This is a genomic window from Streptomyces sp. NPDC049879 (genome assembly GCF_044461265.1).
Classification (GTDB): Bacteria; Actinomycetota; Actinomycetes; order Streptomycetales; family Streptomycetaceae; genus Streptomyces.
Genome location: NZ_JBITKT010000008.1, coordinates 1 through 14567, shown reverse-complemented (window position 1 = coordinate 14567; position 14567 = coordinate 1). Strand labels below are relative to the sequence as shown.

13 protein-coding genes are annotated in these 14567 nt (G+C 73.2%); 9 read left to right on the top strand and 4 right to left on the bottom strand.

From position 1 onward, the window contains the following. Window positions 1-130: 130 nt before the first annotated feature. The 4 genes from ACIBPC_RS25005 to ACIBPC_RS24990 all read left to right on the top strand — a co-directional run bounded on the left by ACIBPC_RS25005 (window position 131) and on the right by ACIBPC_RS24990 (window position 6340). Window positions 131-2971 carry a PQQ-dependent sugar dehydrogenase gene (locus ACIBPC_RS25005; RefSeq protein ID WP_398847691.1) on the top strand — a complete coding sequence of 947 codons (2841 nt, stop codon included), beginning with the start codon at window positions 131-133 and terminating at the stop codon, window positions 2969-2971. After that, on the top strand, window positions 2968-4695 hold the full coding sequence (locus ACIBPC_RS25000; RefSeq protein ID WP_398847689.1) for a ThuA domain-containing protein: 1728 nt from the start codon (window positions 2968-2970) through the stop codon (window positions 4693-4695). Before ACIBPC_RS25005 ends, ACIBPC_RS25000 begins: the two co-directional genes overlap by 4 nt. Before the next feature lie 168 nt (window positions 4696-4863). Further along, window positions 4864-5751 carry an RICIN domain-containing protein gene (locus tag ACIBPC_RS24995; RefSeq protein ID WP_362967074.1) on the top strand — a complete coding sequence of 296 codons (888 nt, stop codon included), beginning with the start codon at window positions 4864-4866 and terminating at the stop codon, window positions 5749-5751. 394 nt (window positions 5752-6145) lie between these two features. Continuing rightward, on the top strand, window positions 6146-6340 hold the full coding sequence (locus ACIBPC_RS24990) for a DUF4236 domain-containing protein (protein WP_362967072.1): 195 nt from the start codon (window positions 6146-6148) through the stop codon (window positions 6338-6340). 174 nt (window positions 6341-6514) lie between these two features. On the opposite strand, the gene ACIBPC_RS24985 is transcribed toward ACIBPC_RS24990, so the two are convergent. After that, complete coding sequence (locus ACIBPC_RS24985) at window positions 6515-7168, bottom strand: restriction endonuclease (protein WP_398847687.1); 654 nt, start codon at window positions 7166-7168, stop codon at window positions 6515-6517. A 376-nt stretch (window positions 7169-7544) separates the two neighbouring features. Here ACIBPC_RS24985 and ACIBPC_RS24980 point away from each other — a divergent pair, with 376 nt between their 5' ends. From ACIBPC_RS24980 to ACIBPC_RS24960, 5 genes are all read left to right on the top strand, one after another. After that, entirely contained in the window at window positions 7545-8138 is a 594-nt protein-coding gene (locus tag ACIBPC_RS24980; RefSeq protein WP_362967068.1) for a sigma-70 family RNA polymerase sigma factor, read from the top strand. Further along, window positions 8135-8932, top strand: a complete 798-nt coding sequence (locus tag ACIBPC_RS24975) for an anti-sigma factor domain-containing protein (protein ID WP_398847685.1) — start codon at window positions 8135-8137, stop codon at window positions 8930-8932. The genes ACIBPC_RS24980 and ACIBPC_RS24975 overlap by 4 nt, the downstream gene beginning before the upstream one ends. 127 nt (window positions 8933-9059) lie before the next feature. Continuing rightward, window positions 9060-10691 (top strand): molybdopterin-dependent oxidoreductase, encoded by a 1632-nt coding sequence (locus ACIBPC_RS24970; protein ID WP_398847683.1) that lies wholly within the window; start codon window positions 9060-9062, stop codon window positions 10689-10691. Window positions 10692-10777: 86 nt separating this feature from the next. Next, window positions 10778-11425 carry a fasciclin domain-containing protein gene (locus ACIBPC_RS24965; RefSeq protein ID WP_398847681.1) on the top strand — a complete coding sequence of 216 codons (648 nt, stop codon included), beginning with the start codon at window positions 10778-10780 and terminating at the stop codon, window positions 11423-11425. Between the two features lie 158 nt (window positions 11426-11583). Next, a complete protein-coding gene (locus ACIBPC_RS24960) occupies window positions 11584-11970 on the top strand; it encodes a Dabb family protein (protein WP_398847680.1) in 387 nt (128 codons plus the stop codon). Between the two features lie 12 nt (window positions 11971-11982). Here ACIBPC_RS24960 and ACIBPC_RS24955 read toward each other — a convergent pair whose 3' ends face one another. From ACIBPC_RS24955 to ACIBPC_RS24945, 3 genes are all read right to left on the bottom strand, one after another. Next, entirely contained in the window at window positions 11983-13251 is a 1269-nt protein-coding gene (locus tag ACIBPC_RS24955) for an MFS transporter (protein ID WP_398848042.1), read from the bottom strand. Between the two features lie 172 nt (window positions 13252-13423). After that, complete coding sequence (locus tag ACIBPC_RS24950) at window positions 13424-14008, bottom strand: TerD family protein (RefSeq protein ID WP_362967056.1); 585 nt, start codon at window positions 14006-14008, stop codon at window positions 13424-13426. Between the two features lie 200 nt (window positions 14009-14208). After that, the coding region (locus tag ACIBPC_RS24945) for a histidinol dehydrogenase (protein ID WP_398847678.1) at window positions 14209-14567 on the bottom strand (359 nt) is incomplete at its 5' end.

Here is a 14567-nt window from a genome sequence, read left to right as displayed (position 1 = left end):
GCCGGTGCCCATCACCTCTGGCCTGCGGAGCCACCCCTCCCGTCCGACGGTTCCCGCATGCCCCGGCGCGACGGCGCGCGCCTGTGCCACTGCTCGTTCCCATGCCCCCCGTTGTCCACGGAGGACGCACGTGCACAGGAGATTCAGAAGGTTCTTCGCCGCGTTGACAGGGTCGGTGCTCGCCATGGCGGGCGCCCTCACGGTCATCGCCCCGTCCACCGCCACCGCGGACCCGGCCCCCGCCGCGCCCATCGAAGCGGCGGCCGAATTCCAGCAGGTGGCGCTCGCCAGGGGCGTCGCCGAGACCGGCGAGCCGATGACGCTCGCCGTGCTGCCCAACCGCTCGGTGCTCCACACCTCGCGCGACGGCACGCTCCGCATCACCGACGCCAACGGCAACACCAGCGTCGCCGGCCGCGTCCCCGTCTACTCCCACGACGAGGAAGGCCTCCAGGGCGTCGGAGTCGATCCCAACTTCGCCACCAACCGGCACATCTTCCTCTACTACGCGCCCCCGCTCGACACCCCCGCCGGCGACGCGCCGAGCGAGGGCAACGCGGCGGCGTTCGCACCGTTCAACGGTGTCAACCGCCTCTCCCGCTTCACCCTCACCACGAGCAACACGCTCGACCTCGCCAGCGAGGTCCGCATCCTCGACGTGGCCGCCAACCGCGGCCAGTGCTGCCACGTCGGCGGCGACATCGACTTCGACGCCCAGGGCAACCTTTACCTGTCCACCGGCGACGACTCGAACCCCTTCGCCTCCGACGGGTACACACCCATCGACGAACGCACCAACCGCAACCCCGCGTTCGACGCCCAGCGCTCGGCGGGCAACACCAACGACCTGCGCGGCAAGGTGCTGCGCATCAAGGTCAACGCCAACGGGACCTACTCCATCCCGTCAGGCAACCTCTTCGCGCCCGGCACGCCCAACACCCGGCCCGAGATCTACGCCATGGGCTTCCGCAACCCGTTCCGCATCAGCGTCGACAAGCGGACCGGCGTCGTCTACGTCGGCGACTACGGCCCCGACGCGGGCACTGCGTCCTCGTCGCGCGGCCCGGCCGGACTCGTCGAGTTCAACCGGATCACCAGCGCGGGCAACTACGGCTGGCCCTACTGCGTCGGCAACAACCAGCCGTACGTCGACTTCAACTTCGCCAACAACACGTCGGGCAGCGCCTTCAACTGCGCCGCCCCCGTGAACAACTCGCCGAACAACACCGGCCAGACCACCCTGCCCCCGGCACGCGCGGCCTGGATCCCGTACGACGGCAACTCCGTCCCCGCGTTCGGCGGCGGCTCCGAGTCGCCCATGGCGGGCCCGGTCTACAACTACGACCCGAACCTCCAGTCGGCCGTCAAGTTCCCCGCCGAGTTCGACGGCGACTTCTTCGCCCTGGAGTTCGGCCGCCGCTGGATCAAGAACATCGACATCCAGGCCAACGGCGCGGCGGGCACCATCAACGCGTTCCCCTGGACCGGCACCCAGGTCATGGACGCGGCCTTCGGCCCGGACGGCGCCCTCTACGTCCTCGACTACGGCACCGGCTGGTTCAACGGCGACGCCAACAGCGGCGTCTACCGCATCGAGAACGTGACCAACGGGCGCTCCCCGGTCGCCCAGGCATCGGCCAACCGCACCTCGGGACCCGCCCCGCTGACCGTGCAGTTCTCCTCGGCGGGGAGCAACGACCCGGACGGCGACCCGATCACGTACGCCTGGAACTTCGGCGACGGCACCAGCTCCACCGCCGCCAACCCGAGCAAGACCTACAGCCAGAACGGCAATTACACCGCCACCCTCACCGTCCGCGACTCGACCGGCGCCACCGGCACCGCGTCCGTCCAGATCTCGGTGGGCAACACGGCACCGACCGTACGCCTCGAACTGCCCGCCGAGGGACAGCTCGTCGACTTCGGCGACGCCGTGCCCTTCCGGGTGGTCGTCACCGACCCCGAGGACGGCACGATCGACTGCTCGCGCGTCACGGTCAACTTCATCCTCGGCCACGACGCCCACGGCCACCCGCAGACGTCGGCCACCGGCTGCTCCGGCACGCTCCAGACCCTCGCGGACGGCGAACACGACCCGAACGCCAACATCTTCGGGGTCTTCGACGCCGTCTACACCGACAACGGCGGCCTGACCGTCCACGACCAGGCGCAGACCCAGACCCGCCAGCGCCAGGCCGAGCACTACTCCTCCTCGCAGGGCGTCGAGGTCGCCAACCACGGCACCGCGCACGGCGGCAGGACCGTCGGCTTCACCGACAACGGCGACTGGATCGCGTTCCAGCCCTACCTGCTGTCCAACGTCACCCGGTTCACCGCGCGCGTCTCCTCCGGCGGCGTCGGCGGCACGATCCAGATCCGCGCAGGCTCGCCCACGGGCACCCTGCTCGGCTCCGTCGCCGTCCCGTCCACCGGCGGCTGGGAGAACTTCCAGGACGTGAGCACCGGCATCACCAACGCACCGGCCGGCACCACCTCGCTCTACCTCGTCTTCACCGGCCCCACCGGCCAGGGGAACCTCTTCGACATCGACGACTTCACCCTGACCACCGGCGGCGGCACCGGTCCGAACCCGGCCACGGGGCGGATCACCGGTCTCGACGGGAAGTGCGTGGACGTCTCCGGCTCCAACACGGCCGACGGCACGCGCATCCAGCTGTGGACCTGCAACGGGACGGGCGCCCAGAACTGGACGCTCCCGGGCGACGGGACGATCCGCGCGCTCGGCAAGTGCATGACCGCCACGGGTACGGCCGACGCCTCCGCCATCCAGCTGTTCACCTGCGACGGCGGCACCGACCAGCGCTGGACGCCCCAGGCCAACGGGGCGCTGCTCAACCCGACCTCCAACAAGTGCGCCGACGCCGACGGAGTCTCCTCGGCCGACGGGACACGCCTCCACCTGTGGTCCTGCCACGGCGGCGCCAACCAGAGATGGGTTCTCCCCTCATGAGCCGAACACTGACCCGCTTCGCCCGCATGGCGGCCGGAGCCCTGCTGTGCGCGACCGCGCTGCCCGCCCTCACGGCGGCGTCCGCCACGGCCGCGCCCGACGACCCCGCCTACCAGGTCCTCGTCTTCTCCAAGACGGCCGGTTTCCGGCACGACTCGATCGACGAGGGCATCACCGCGATCAACCAGCTCGGCGCGGCGAACAACTTCACCGTCACCGCGACCGAGGACGCCAACGCCTTCACGAGCGGCAACCTCGCCCAGTACGAGGCGGTCGTCTTCCTCTCCACGACGGGCGACGTCCTCAACGGCGCGCAGCAGACCGCGTTCGAGGGCTACATCAACAACGGCGGCGGCTACGTGGGCGTCCACGCGGCTGCCGACACCGAGTACGACTGGCCCTGGTACAACGGCCTGGCCGGCGCGCTCTTCCACTCGCACCCGAACATCCAGTCCGCGCAGGTACGGGTCGAGGACCGCGCGCACGACGCGACCGCGCACCTGGGCACGACCTGGCAGCGCACCGACGAGTGGTACAACTACCGCACCAACCCCCGCTCCACCGCGCACGTCCTCGCCTCGCTCAACGAATCGAGCTACACCGGCGGGAACATGAGCGGGGACCACCCCATCGCCTGGTGCAAGGACTACCAGGGCGGCCGCGCGTTCTACACCGGCGGCGGCCACACGGCCGAGTCGTACAGCGAGGCGGCGTTCACCCGCCACCTCCTGGGCGGCATCCGCTGGGCGGCCCGGGTCACCGAGGCCGACTGCCGCCCGGAGACGGGCTACCGCAGCCTCTTCGACGGCTCGGCCACCACGGGCTGGTCGCAGGCGGGACCGGGGTCGTTCTCCCTGTCCAACGGCACGCTGACGACCCAGGGCGGCATGGGCATGCTCTGGTACCAGGCGCAGCAGTTCACGTCCTACTCGCTGAAGCTCGACTGGCGCCTCGACGGCGACGACAACTCGGGTGTCTTCATCGGCTTCCCGCCGTCGTCCGACCCGTGGTCGGCGGTCAACAACGGCTATGAGATCCAGATCGACGCCACCGACGCCGCCGACCGCACCACCGGCTCCGTCTACGGCTTCAAGTCGGCCGACATCGCCGCCCGCGACGCCGCGCTCAACCCGCCGGGGGAGTGGAACACGTACGAACTCCTCGTCGAGGGCGAACGCCTGCGGATCTACCTCAACGGCAGGCTGATCAACGACTTCACCAACACCGACCCGGTCCGCAGCCTCCAGCAGGGACACATCGGGCTGCAGAACCACGGGACGGGCGACACCGCGTCGTTCCGCAACATCCGCATCAAGGAACTGGGCGGCGGCCCAGGACCCAACCCGGTGACGGGGCGGATCACGGGGCTCGACGGGAAGTGCGTGGACGTCTCGGGCTCCAACACGGCGGACGGCACGCGCATCCAGCTGTGGACGTGCAACGGGACGGGCGCCCAGAACTGGACGCTGCCCGGTGACGGGACGATCCGCGCGCTCGGCAAGTGCGCGACCGCGACGGGCACCGGCGACGGCTCCGCCATCCAGCTGTTCACCTGCGACGGCGGCACCGACCAGCGCTGGACGCCCCAGGCCAACGGCGCGCTGCTGAACCCGGTGAGCAACAAGTGCGCGGACGCCGACGGAGTCTCCTCGGCGGACGGGACACGGCTGCATCTGTGGTCCTGCCACGGCGGCGCCAACCAGCGCTGGGTACTGCCCAGTTGAACGGTGCCCTCCCGGCATGACGCGTGACACCCGGTGCCCGGCCGCCGCCAGCGGCCGGGCACCCGGCACGTTCCGCGCCCTCCCGGGGGCGGGGCGGCGCGCGGCGCCCGGAGCGCATACCCTCTACCTCGCACACCCCAGCCCCCTCCCCGCGAGCAGAGGAGCCCGGTGTCCGAGGAACGTTTCTCCACGACTTTCGCCCGCAAGCCCGCCCGACCCCCCACCGGCCTCCGTCCCGGCCGCCGCGTCTGGACGACCCTGTGCGCGACCGCCCTGGTCACCGCCACGGTCGCAGGTGCCGCCACCGTGACCGCCCGCCTCCTGGGCCCCGACGACGCGGCACCCGTCGCCACCGGCACCCTGCCCGACGGCACGGCGGGCGGGCCCGGCGCCGCGCCACCGGCCCCGGCCTCGCCGGAGGCCGACCCCACCACGCCCGAGCCGGAGCCCGAGCCCGCCGACGAGCCCGCGGAACGGGACGAGCCGGCGGAGTCCGACGAACGGGACGCGGCGGCCCCCGACCCGGCCCCGCCGCCCGCCCCGCCCGCCGCCCAGGACGACGGCTCCGGCGGCGCGGACACGCGGGAGGAGGAGCCGGAGGAGGACGACGAGCCCGACGACCCCGCCCCCCGCAACGACCCGGCCCCGCCGCCCGCCCCGCCCGCCGTCACCGGCACGACCGGCCACATCATCGGCCTCGCGGGCAAGTGCGCCGAGGTCCCCGGCAGCGCCGCGGGCACCGGCAGCCGCATCGGCGACTGCTCGAATTCCGCCAACCAGCAGTGGATGGTCGCCTCCGACGGCACGCTCCGCATCGCGGGCAAGTGCCTGGCGCTCTCCGGCGGAGCCATCACCGACGGCACCCGCGCCGTCCTCGCCGCCTGCGCCCCGTCCGACACCCGGCAGCACTGGCGCATCGAACGCACCGCCGGGGACATCGTCAACGTCGCGGCCGACATGTGCCTGGACGTCGCCAACGCCAACGCCTCCAACGGCACCCCCCTCCAGATCGCCTGGTGCTCGGGCAACCCCGCGCAGAAGTGGTCCGCCCCCTGACCCGGCCGCGCCCACGCCTCCTGACGGCCCGTCCACGGCACCGTCAGGAGGCGCGGCGTGCGCCTGGCGACAGCACCCGGATTCCCTGATCGGACGGCCGGACCCCGCCCTTCACGCCGTCCCGACGCGTGCGGGCCCCCGTTACGCCTTCCGGATGCGCTGCCCTGCCCATCGCACGCCCCGAACCGCCGTGCCCGCGCGGCATCTTCCTGCCGGGCACCGGTGAAGATCCACGCCGGAGGCAGGCGGATGCGCCTGACGGCAGGCACCGCGCCGGTGCCGAGTGCGGTGGTGTGGACGGCCCGGCGCCGGGTAAGCGGAGCGTTACCGAAGATCCGGCCGGCCCCACATCCGGGCCGGACCCGAGTGATCGAGCCGAACCGAGGAGGACGTCATGGGCCTCACCTTCCGCAAGAGCATCCGGATTCTGCCCGGCGTGCGGCTGAACATCAACCGCCGTTCCTTGTCCGTCACCACGGGCAGCCGGGGCGGTCCGCGCCACACCGTCAGCAGCACCGGCCGCCGCACCACTTCGATGGACCTGCCCGGCCCCTTCGGCTGGCGCAAGACCCGCACCCGGCGCCGCTGAGGCCATGTCCCGCGCCCCGGTCCCCGGGGGAGGACGCACGCCTCGACGGGGCCGGTGCGGACCAGCCCGCGGCAGGCGGGAGCCATCGCCGCCGCACTGGGACGGGCGGTGGGCCTCACCCCGGTGACGAGGGGGGAGGCCCACCGCCTCATGTCCGCCTTCCGCCGGGATCGCTCAGGACACGCGCCGCCGCCCCGCCCTGGGGCGCGCGGCGCCGTACGTGCGCCGCCAGCGCGCCAGATGCCGCCCGTCGCCCTGCCCCCGCGCGCCCACGCCCACCACCGAGGCGAACGGCGCCCCGTTCAGCCAGGACGCGAAGAGATCGCGGTGCACGACGAGGATGCCGTTGGCCACCGCGAAATCCAACGCGGGCCGCGTGTAACGGGTGTTGGTGACGAACACCGCCACGTCCGCGCCGAAGTGCGTCCGCGTGCCCAGCAGGTCCCGCATGTCCCGCTCCCCGACCGCCCGGTGCGGCGCGAACCGCTTGCACTGCACCAGCATGGAGCGCCCATCCGGCAGCACCCCCGTCACATCCCGCCCGTTGTCCCCGCTCCTGCCCACCTTGACCACATCCCCGCACCCGTCACGCCGCAGCAGCGCGGCCACCATCCGCTCGAAGGAGTCACCGTCCAGGACGTCCACATCCGCCAGCCGCCTGTTCGCCGCCAGCACCCGGTCCTCCGCCCGCCACCGCAGGTCCCGCTCCCGCAGCGCGCGGTGCGTCCGCCACCCCCACCATCCGGCACCCCCCACCACGGCCAGCACCGCCGCCGCCAGCACTGCCCGCGCGATCCCCGGCCACAGCATCAGCGCCACCACTCCCACGGCACCCCACACCGCCACCCGCTCACGCCGCCGTGACCGCCTCGCCACCCGCACCCACCCCGTTCCCCTGTGGACACCACACCGGGCCAACAGCCTCGCCCCCACGAGCCCCCGGCGGAAGAACGCACACCCATGCGACCCCGCCCACCCGGCGCACGACCCGGCAGGAGACCATGTCCCCACAGCCGGACACCTACCGGGCGGCCCAGCGAAAAAAATCCAGCCCGCACCAATCCGCGCGGGCACCGGCGGCGAATACCGCACGGCCACCGCACGGTGCGCCATGACCGCCGTCGTTCGGAGAAAGTCGCATGCATCCCGCCCGCACGGCCGCCCGGCCGACCCGCCACGCCCCGGCCGCCGAAGGAGACGACAGGTGAGGGATTCCGCCCGCCTCACCGGCCTCCCACGGCAGGGCGAGGGTCCCGCCGGGCTCGCCGAGTCGCTCGCCGAGGTCGCGCGCGGCGACCAGGACGCGTTCGCCACGGTCTACGACCGCGTCGCCGGACCCGTCCTCGGACTGGTCAGGTCGGTGCTGCGCGACCCCGCCCAGTCCGAGGAGGTGACCCAGGAGGTGCTGATCGACGTGTGGCGCTGCGCCGCCCAGTACCGGCCGGAACGCGGCTCCGCCATGGCCTGGATCATGACCCTCGCGCACCGCCGCGCCGTCGACCGCGTACGGTCCGCCCAGGCCGCCAGCGACCGCGAGCAGCGCGCCGCCCTGCTGGAGCGCACCCCGGCGTTCGACGAGGTCACCGAGCAGGTCGAGGCCCGCCTCGAACGCGAGCAGGTCAAACGCTGCATGGGCGGACTCACCGAACGGCAGCGGCAGTCCGTCACCCTCGCCTACTACCGGGGCCTCACCCACCGCGAGGTCGCCGACCTCCTCAAACTGCCGCTCGGCACGGTCAAGACACGGATGCGGGACGGCCTGATCCGACTGCGGGACTGCCTGGGGGTGATGTCATGAAGGGCGCCGGAACGAGCGGCGGGGGAACGACGCGTGACGACGAGGCCGAGCTGCACACCCTCGGCGGCGCCTACGCGCTGGACGCCGTCCTGCCCGCCGAACGCGAACGGTTCGAGGGCCACCTCGAACGCTGCCCCGCCTGCGCGGCCGAGGTCGCCGAACTCCTGGAGACCGCCGCCCGGCTCGGCACCGCGGTCGCCGAGCCGCCGCCCCCGGCGATGCGCGAGGCCGTCCTGCGGCGGATCGGCAGCGTCCGCCAGGAACCCCCGCCCGGCGGCGACCGCACCGCCGACACCCCCGTACGGCGCGCCGTACGGACCCGGCGCACGCTCGCCCTCGCCCTGGCCGCCTGCGTGACGGCCGCGGCGCTCGGCGGCACCGCCGTCTGGCAGTGGCAGGCCGCGCGGGACGCCCGCGCGCAGGCGGAACGGGTCGAGGCCCGCGCCGCCGAACTGTCCCGCGTGATGTCCGCGCCGGACGCCCGGGTGGCGACCGGCGCCCTCCCCGGCGGCGGCAGCGCGACCGTCGTCGTGTCCGCCTCGGCGGACCGCGCGGCGTTCGCCGTCTCCGGGCTGGCCGCCCCGCCGCCGGGCCAGGTGTACCAGCTGTGGTTCGACGACGGCGGCCGGATGCGGCCCGCCGGTCTGCTCGACCCGGCGGCGGAAGGGGAGACGGTCCTCATGGACGGCGCCGTCGGCGGCGCGTCCGGGATGGGCGTCACCCTCGAACCCGACGGCGGCTCCCCGCAGCCGACCGGCGACCCGCTGGCCGTCATGGCGTTCCCGGCCGCCTGACGCGCACCGCCTCCGCGCCGCCGACCGCACCCGCGCGGTCGGCGGCGCCGTCACGTCCGCCACCCCCCGCGCGGAATTCACCCGAAGTCACACCCATCCACCGCCCGCCCCGCCCCGAAGTACGGGCATGGAAGGCAACGGCAGTGGCGACGGCGCCCGGCGCGGCGGTGACCGGCGGCCCCCGGCGGGCCGCGTGGCCGTCCCCGGCGCGCTGTCCGGCCTCCTCGCGGCAGGCGCCGCCCTCGCCGCCGCCGAGCTGACCGCCTCGTTCGTACGCCGCGAGGCCGGGCCGGTCACCGCGCTCGGCGGGGCCGTCGTGGACCGCACCCCCGCCCCCGTCAAGGACTGGGCCATCCGCACCTTCGGCACCGACGACAAGCTCGTCCTGCGCCTCGGCATCCTCGTGGTGCTCGTCCTGGCGGCCCTGGCGCTCGGCGTGCTGGCGACGCGCTTCCGCCGGCCGGCGGCGGCGGGTGTCCTGCTCGTCGGCGCGGTGGGCGCCGTCGCCGCCGCGGGACGCCCGGACGCCGGACGGTTCGACGCCGTTCCCTCCCTCGTCGGCGCGGTGACCGGCGCGGCCGTCCTCCACGTGCTGGCCGGGCAGTTCCCCACCCGACAGCGCCCCGCGCCGGAACCCGTCACCGAACCCGCGCCGGACGAGCCCCCGCCGTTCGACCGGCGCCGCTTCGTCCTGGCCGCCACCTCCGTCGCCGCCGTGTCCGCCGCATCCGGCACCCTCGCCGCCCGCATCAACGCGGCGGGACGCACCCAGGCCGCCGCCGCCCGGGACGCGATCCGCATCCCCGCCCCCGCATCACCCGTCACCCCGTCACCACGCGGCGCCAGCCTGGACATCCCCGGCATCACCCCATACCTGACACCCAACAGCGACTTCTACCGCATCGACACTGCGCTCACCGTCCCCAGGGTGAACGCCCGCACCTGGCGCCTCACCCTCCACGGCACCGGCGTCACCCGCCCCCTCAGCCTCTCCTTCGACGATCTCCTGGCCCGCGACCTGATCGAGCGGCACATCACGCTCACCTGCGTCTCCAACCCCGTCGGCGGCCCCTACGCCGGAAACGCCCGCTGGATCGGCGTGCCCCTGGCCGACGTCCTGCGCGAGGCCGGCGTCCGCCCGCCCTCCGCCGGAGGCCGCGCCGACCAGCTCGTCGCCCGCTCCGTGGACGGCATGACCCTGGGCACACCCGTCGAGGCCGTCATGGACGGCCGCGACGCCCTCCTCGCGGTCGGCATGAACGGCGAACCCCTCCCGTTCGAGCACGGCTTCCCCGTCCGCATGGTCGTCCCCGGCCTCTACGGCTACGTCTCCGCGTGCAAGTGGATCGAGGACATCGAACTCACCACGTTCGCCGACTTCGACGCCTACTGGGTCCGCCGCGACTGGGCCGCGCAGGCACCCATCAGGACCCAGGCCCGCATCGACACCCCCCGCGGCTTCGACGGCCTCGCCGCGGGCACGGTCCCCGTCGCCGGAGTCGCCTGGGCCCAGCACACCGGCGTCGACCGGGTCGAGGTCCGCGTCGACGACGGCCCCTGGCAGGACGCCCTGCTCGCCGACGAGGACACCGCGGACACCTGGCGCCAGTGGCGCTGGGACTGGCCCGCGCTCCCCGGCAGGCACCGCATCGAGGTCCGCGCCACCGACCGCACCGGGGAGACACAGACCCCCGAACGCTCCGACCCCATCCCCGGCGGCGCGACCGGATGGCACTCGGTGGTGGTCGACGTGACCTGACCCCCCCCGTCCAGCGCCTGGACACCTTCCGCAGACCCACCCCCACACGCAACGCTTTCCAGGAGAACCCCGTGAACGTCAACCGCATGCGTCGCACCACCCTCGCCCTCGTCGCCGCGGCCGTCCTGCCCCTCGGCCTGGCCGCCTGTTCCTCCGACGGCGACGACTCCGCCGCCGAGTCCTCCGACAGCAGCAGCGCCCAGGAGCAGGGCAACGAGGAGCAGCCCTCGGAGGACCCCGGCGACGGCGGCATGTCCGACGCGTCCGCCCCGTTCGGCCCGGCCTGCGCGGGCGTCCCCGCCGACGGCGCGGGCAGCTTCGACGGCATGGCGCAGGACCCCGTCGCCACCGCCGCGAGCAACAACCCGGAGCTGACCACGCTGGTGGCCGCCGTCACCGCCGCCGGACTGGGCGACACCCTCAACAACGCCGAGGCCCTCACCGTCTTCGCGCCCGTCAACGACGCGTTCGCCCAGATCCCCGAGGCCGACCTCACCGCCCTGCTCGCCGACCAGGACGCCCTCACCGACGTGCTCACGTACCACGTCGTCGGCGAGCGCCTGACGCCCGAGGACCTGGCGGACGGCAGCTTCGAGACCCTCCAGGGCGGCACGCTGACGACCTCGGGCTCGGGGGAGTCCTTCACCGTGAACGGCGACGCCTCCGTGGTCTGCGGCAACGTCAGCACGGCCAACGCCACGGTCTACCTGATCGACTCCGTGCTGATGCCGTGACCCACCCCCGCCGGGCCGCCGCCCGCCCGGCATGACCCCGGTGGCGCGGGCGCTTCCTGCACCGGCGCCCGCGCCACCGGCCTCTCGTTGCGCTCAACTCACCAGTGCAGTAATTTGAACCCGCTGGTTCATCCGCACGAGCGTCCCGAGGGGCCACCATGATCACCAACGTCCTCCGCTTCTCCTTCAAGGACGAGACGACCGAGGAGGAACGGGCCGAAGTGCTCGCCCTCATGCGGCGCACCGCCTCCGTCGAAGCCGTCACCTTCGGCACCGTCGGCCGCGACATGGGCGACCCCGCCGAAGGCTTCACCCACGCCTACAGCGCCTCCCTCCAGGACCTCGACGCCCTGGAGCGCTACCTCCACGACCCCGCGCACATCGACGGCGACTGGACGATCCTCCCGCGCCTCGCCCGGCTCTCCGCCGTCCGCTTCACCGACGACCCCGACCCCGACACCGCCGCGCGCGTCGCCGCCCTCCACGCCGCGAAGCTCGCCAAGTACCCCGAGTGGGCACGGCAACTCAACGCGCTTCCCGCCTGACCACAGGCGACGTCAGGCCCGGTAGCGGCGCAGCGTCGGCGCCGCTGCCAGGGCCAGCGCCATCACCACCACCAGGCCCCCACCGACCGCGATCGCCGTACGCGGCCCGAACGCCGAACCCCCCGCCCCGTGCAACGCGTCCGCCAGCCGCGGCCCACCGGCCACCACCACCGTGAACACCCCCTGCATCCGCCCCCGCATCTCGTCCGTCGCCGCAGACAGCAGGATCGCCCCGCGGAACACCATCGACACCATGTCCGCCACCCCGGCCGCCACCAGGAACGCGAGCGCCACCCACAGACTCCCGCTCAACCCGAACCCCATGATCGCCAGCCCCCAGGCGATGACACTCGCGATCACCAGCAGCCCATGCCGCCGCGCCCGCGAGAACGTCCCCGACGCCAGACCACCCAGCACCGCCCCCACCGGGATCGCCGCGTACAGCACCCCCAGCGCGAACCCCTCCCCATGCGCCACATACGTCTCCGACGCCAACTGCGGGAACAGCGCCCGCGGCATCCCCAGCACCATCGCGATGATGTCCGCCAGGAACGACAGCAGCAGCACCTTGTGCGCCGCTATGTACCGGAAACCCGCCACGATCTCCCGCCACCCCGACCGGGCGGCAGCCGCCGCACCCCCCAGCGGCGGCAGCGCGGGCAGCCGCCAGTCCGCCCACACCGCGGCGCTCAGCGCCACCGCGTCGATCAGATACAGCTCGGCCAGCCCGATCACCGGGATCAGCGCCCCGGCCAGCAGCGGACCGACCAGCATCCCCGTCTGCGACACCGTCGACCCCAGCGCGTTCGCCGCGGGCAGCTCGTCCGCCGGCACCAGCCGGGGGATCGACGCACTGCGCGCCGGCGACACCAGGCCGAAGAACGCCTGCTGCACCGCCAGCAGCACCATCAGGGCCGCCACCGAATCAAGACCCGCGAACGCCTGCGCCCACAGCAGCACCGACGTCACCGCGATCCCCGAGTCGCTGATCAGCAGCAGCTTCCGCCGGTCCATCCGGTCGGCGACCGCCCCGCCCCACAGCGCGAACACCACCAGCGGCACCAGACCCGCGAGGCTCGCGTAACCGACCCACACCGACGAACCGGTGATGTCATAGATCTGCTTGGGCACCGCCACAGCCGTCAGCTGACTGCCGACCGCCGTGACCACCGTCGAGCCCCACAGCCGCCGGTACGCCGGACGCCGCAACGGCCGGGTGTCCATCGCCCAGCGCCGCCACCCGCGCCCCGGTATGGGACCCCCGCTGTCTTCCTTGCCCATATCCACGGCCGTTCTGCTGTTTCCTCGCTCGACGCGAAGAGCGCCCCACGCCCCTCACCGGCGCGAACGCACCACCACAGGCACGCCCACCCCGCAGCAGAACATATCCCCCTCGCCCCCACACGAACGCGCCGGGCGCCCGGCCACACCGGACGCCCGTGCACCGCCCGCCTTACGCGCCCGCGGCGAACCGCATCAGGGACAGCTCGTCGCCCTGCTTGGTCTTGCCGGTCTGGTTCAGCACCTGGAGCTTCCACGAGGAACCGACCCGGAACGCCTTCGCTATGGCGCAGCTGTTGTCGCTCGTCATCAGACTCGGCCAGATGTCGGCGACCTGCTGGCTGCTCCCACCCGTCGCGTCGTACACCTTGAAGCTCACGTTGCGGGCCTTCTGGAAGCTGCTGCCCCGCTTGAACGCGCTCGCGACGAACACGACCGACGTGATGTTCGGGGGTATCCGCCCGAACTCGACCGTCACGGTCTCGTCGTCCCCCTCGCCACGGCCGGTCTGGTTGTCCCCGGTGTGCAGGAGCGCGCCGTTCCCGAGCGGATCCAGCGAGTCGAGCCCGGCGAGACGCACGGGGTCGCTGCCCTGGAGGGCGATGGCGATGAGATCGAGGTCCGTCCCCATCTTCCGCCGCACCTTCCCGAGGACACCCCCGCTGCTCCCGGCGGTCGGGTCCCAGGAGACCCCGATGGACATGTGCGTGATCCCGTCGAGATCCGCCGGCTCGTCATCTTTCGTCAGGGTGATCATCTATGACCCATTCCGATCGGTAGAGATGTGTTGTCCAGGGTGAAAGTGTGCCCGCTCCCACAACTCCCCGTCCCCCCGGGTCCTCGGCCACCTTCACCCCGTCCCACTGATCCGAACGCGCCACCACCCAGCACGGTTCCGCAGGCGCGGGCGAGGGCACCCGCGGGAAGCGGGGACGGTCCGGGTGTGCGGTGGCCGGGTCAGTCGCGGTCGACGGCCGGGGTCCCGTCGAAGGCTCCCGAGTGGCGGCCGATGCCCTCGATGCGGAGGGTGGCCGTGGCCTCGTGCGCGGCCAGCCCCTCGAAGGCGGAGATCCGTTCGACGGCCGGGGCCAGGGCGGCCGTGCCGTCCCGGGCCGTGCGCTGGTAGGTCAGCGGCTTGAGGAACCGCGAGACCGACAGGCCGGCGTTGTAGCGGGCCGTCTTGCCGGTCGGCAGGACGTGGTTGGTGCCTTCGATGCTCTTGCCGCGCCGTTCGGTACGGATGCTTATCTTCTGCGTAAGTATGGTGTCCGTGGCGTTGACCATGAACTCGACGGCACCGATCCCATCCTGACCGA

What these genes read in the sequence shown, in the direction of transcription:
- ACIBPC_RS25000 (WP_398847689.1), top strand. Translation starts at nt 2,968, where the DNA reads ATGAGCCGAACACTGACCCGCTTCGCCCGCATGGCGGCCGGAGCCCTG.
- ACIBPC_RS24990 (WP_362967072.1), top strand. Translation starts at nt 6,146, where the DNA reads ATGGGCCTCACCTTCCGCAAGAGCATCCGGATTCTGCCCGGCGTGCGG.
- ACIBPC_RS24975 (WP_398847685.1), top strand. Translation starts at nt 8,135, where the DNA reads ATGAAGGGCGCCGGAACGAGCGGCGGGGGAACGACGCGTGACGACGAG.
- ACIBPC_RS24970 (WP_398847683.1), top strand. Translation starts at nt 9,060, where the DNA reads ATGGAAGGCAACGGCAGTGGCGACGGCGCCCGGCGCGGCGGTGACCGG.
- ACIBPC_RS24965 (WP_398847681.1), top strand. Translation starts at nt 10,778, where the DNA reads ATGCGTCGCACCACCCTCGCCCTCGTCGCCGCGGCCGTCCTGCCCCTC.
- ACIBPC_RS24960 (WP_398847680.1), top strand. Translation starts at nt 11,584, where the DNA reads ATGATCACCAACGTCCTCCGCTTCTCCTTCAAGGACGAGACGACCGAG.
- ACIBPC_RS24955 (WP_398848042.1), bottom strand. Translation starts at nt 13,251, where the DNA reads ATGGGCAAGGAAGACAGCGGGGGTCCCATACCGGGGCGCGGGTGGCGG.
- ACIBPC_RS24950 (WP_362967056.1), bottom strand. Translation starts at nt 14,008, where the DNA reads ATGATCACCCTGACGAAAGATGACGAGCCGGCGGATCTCGACGGGATC.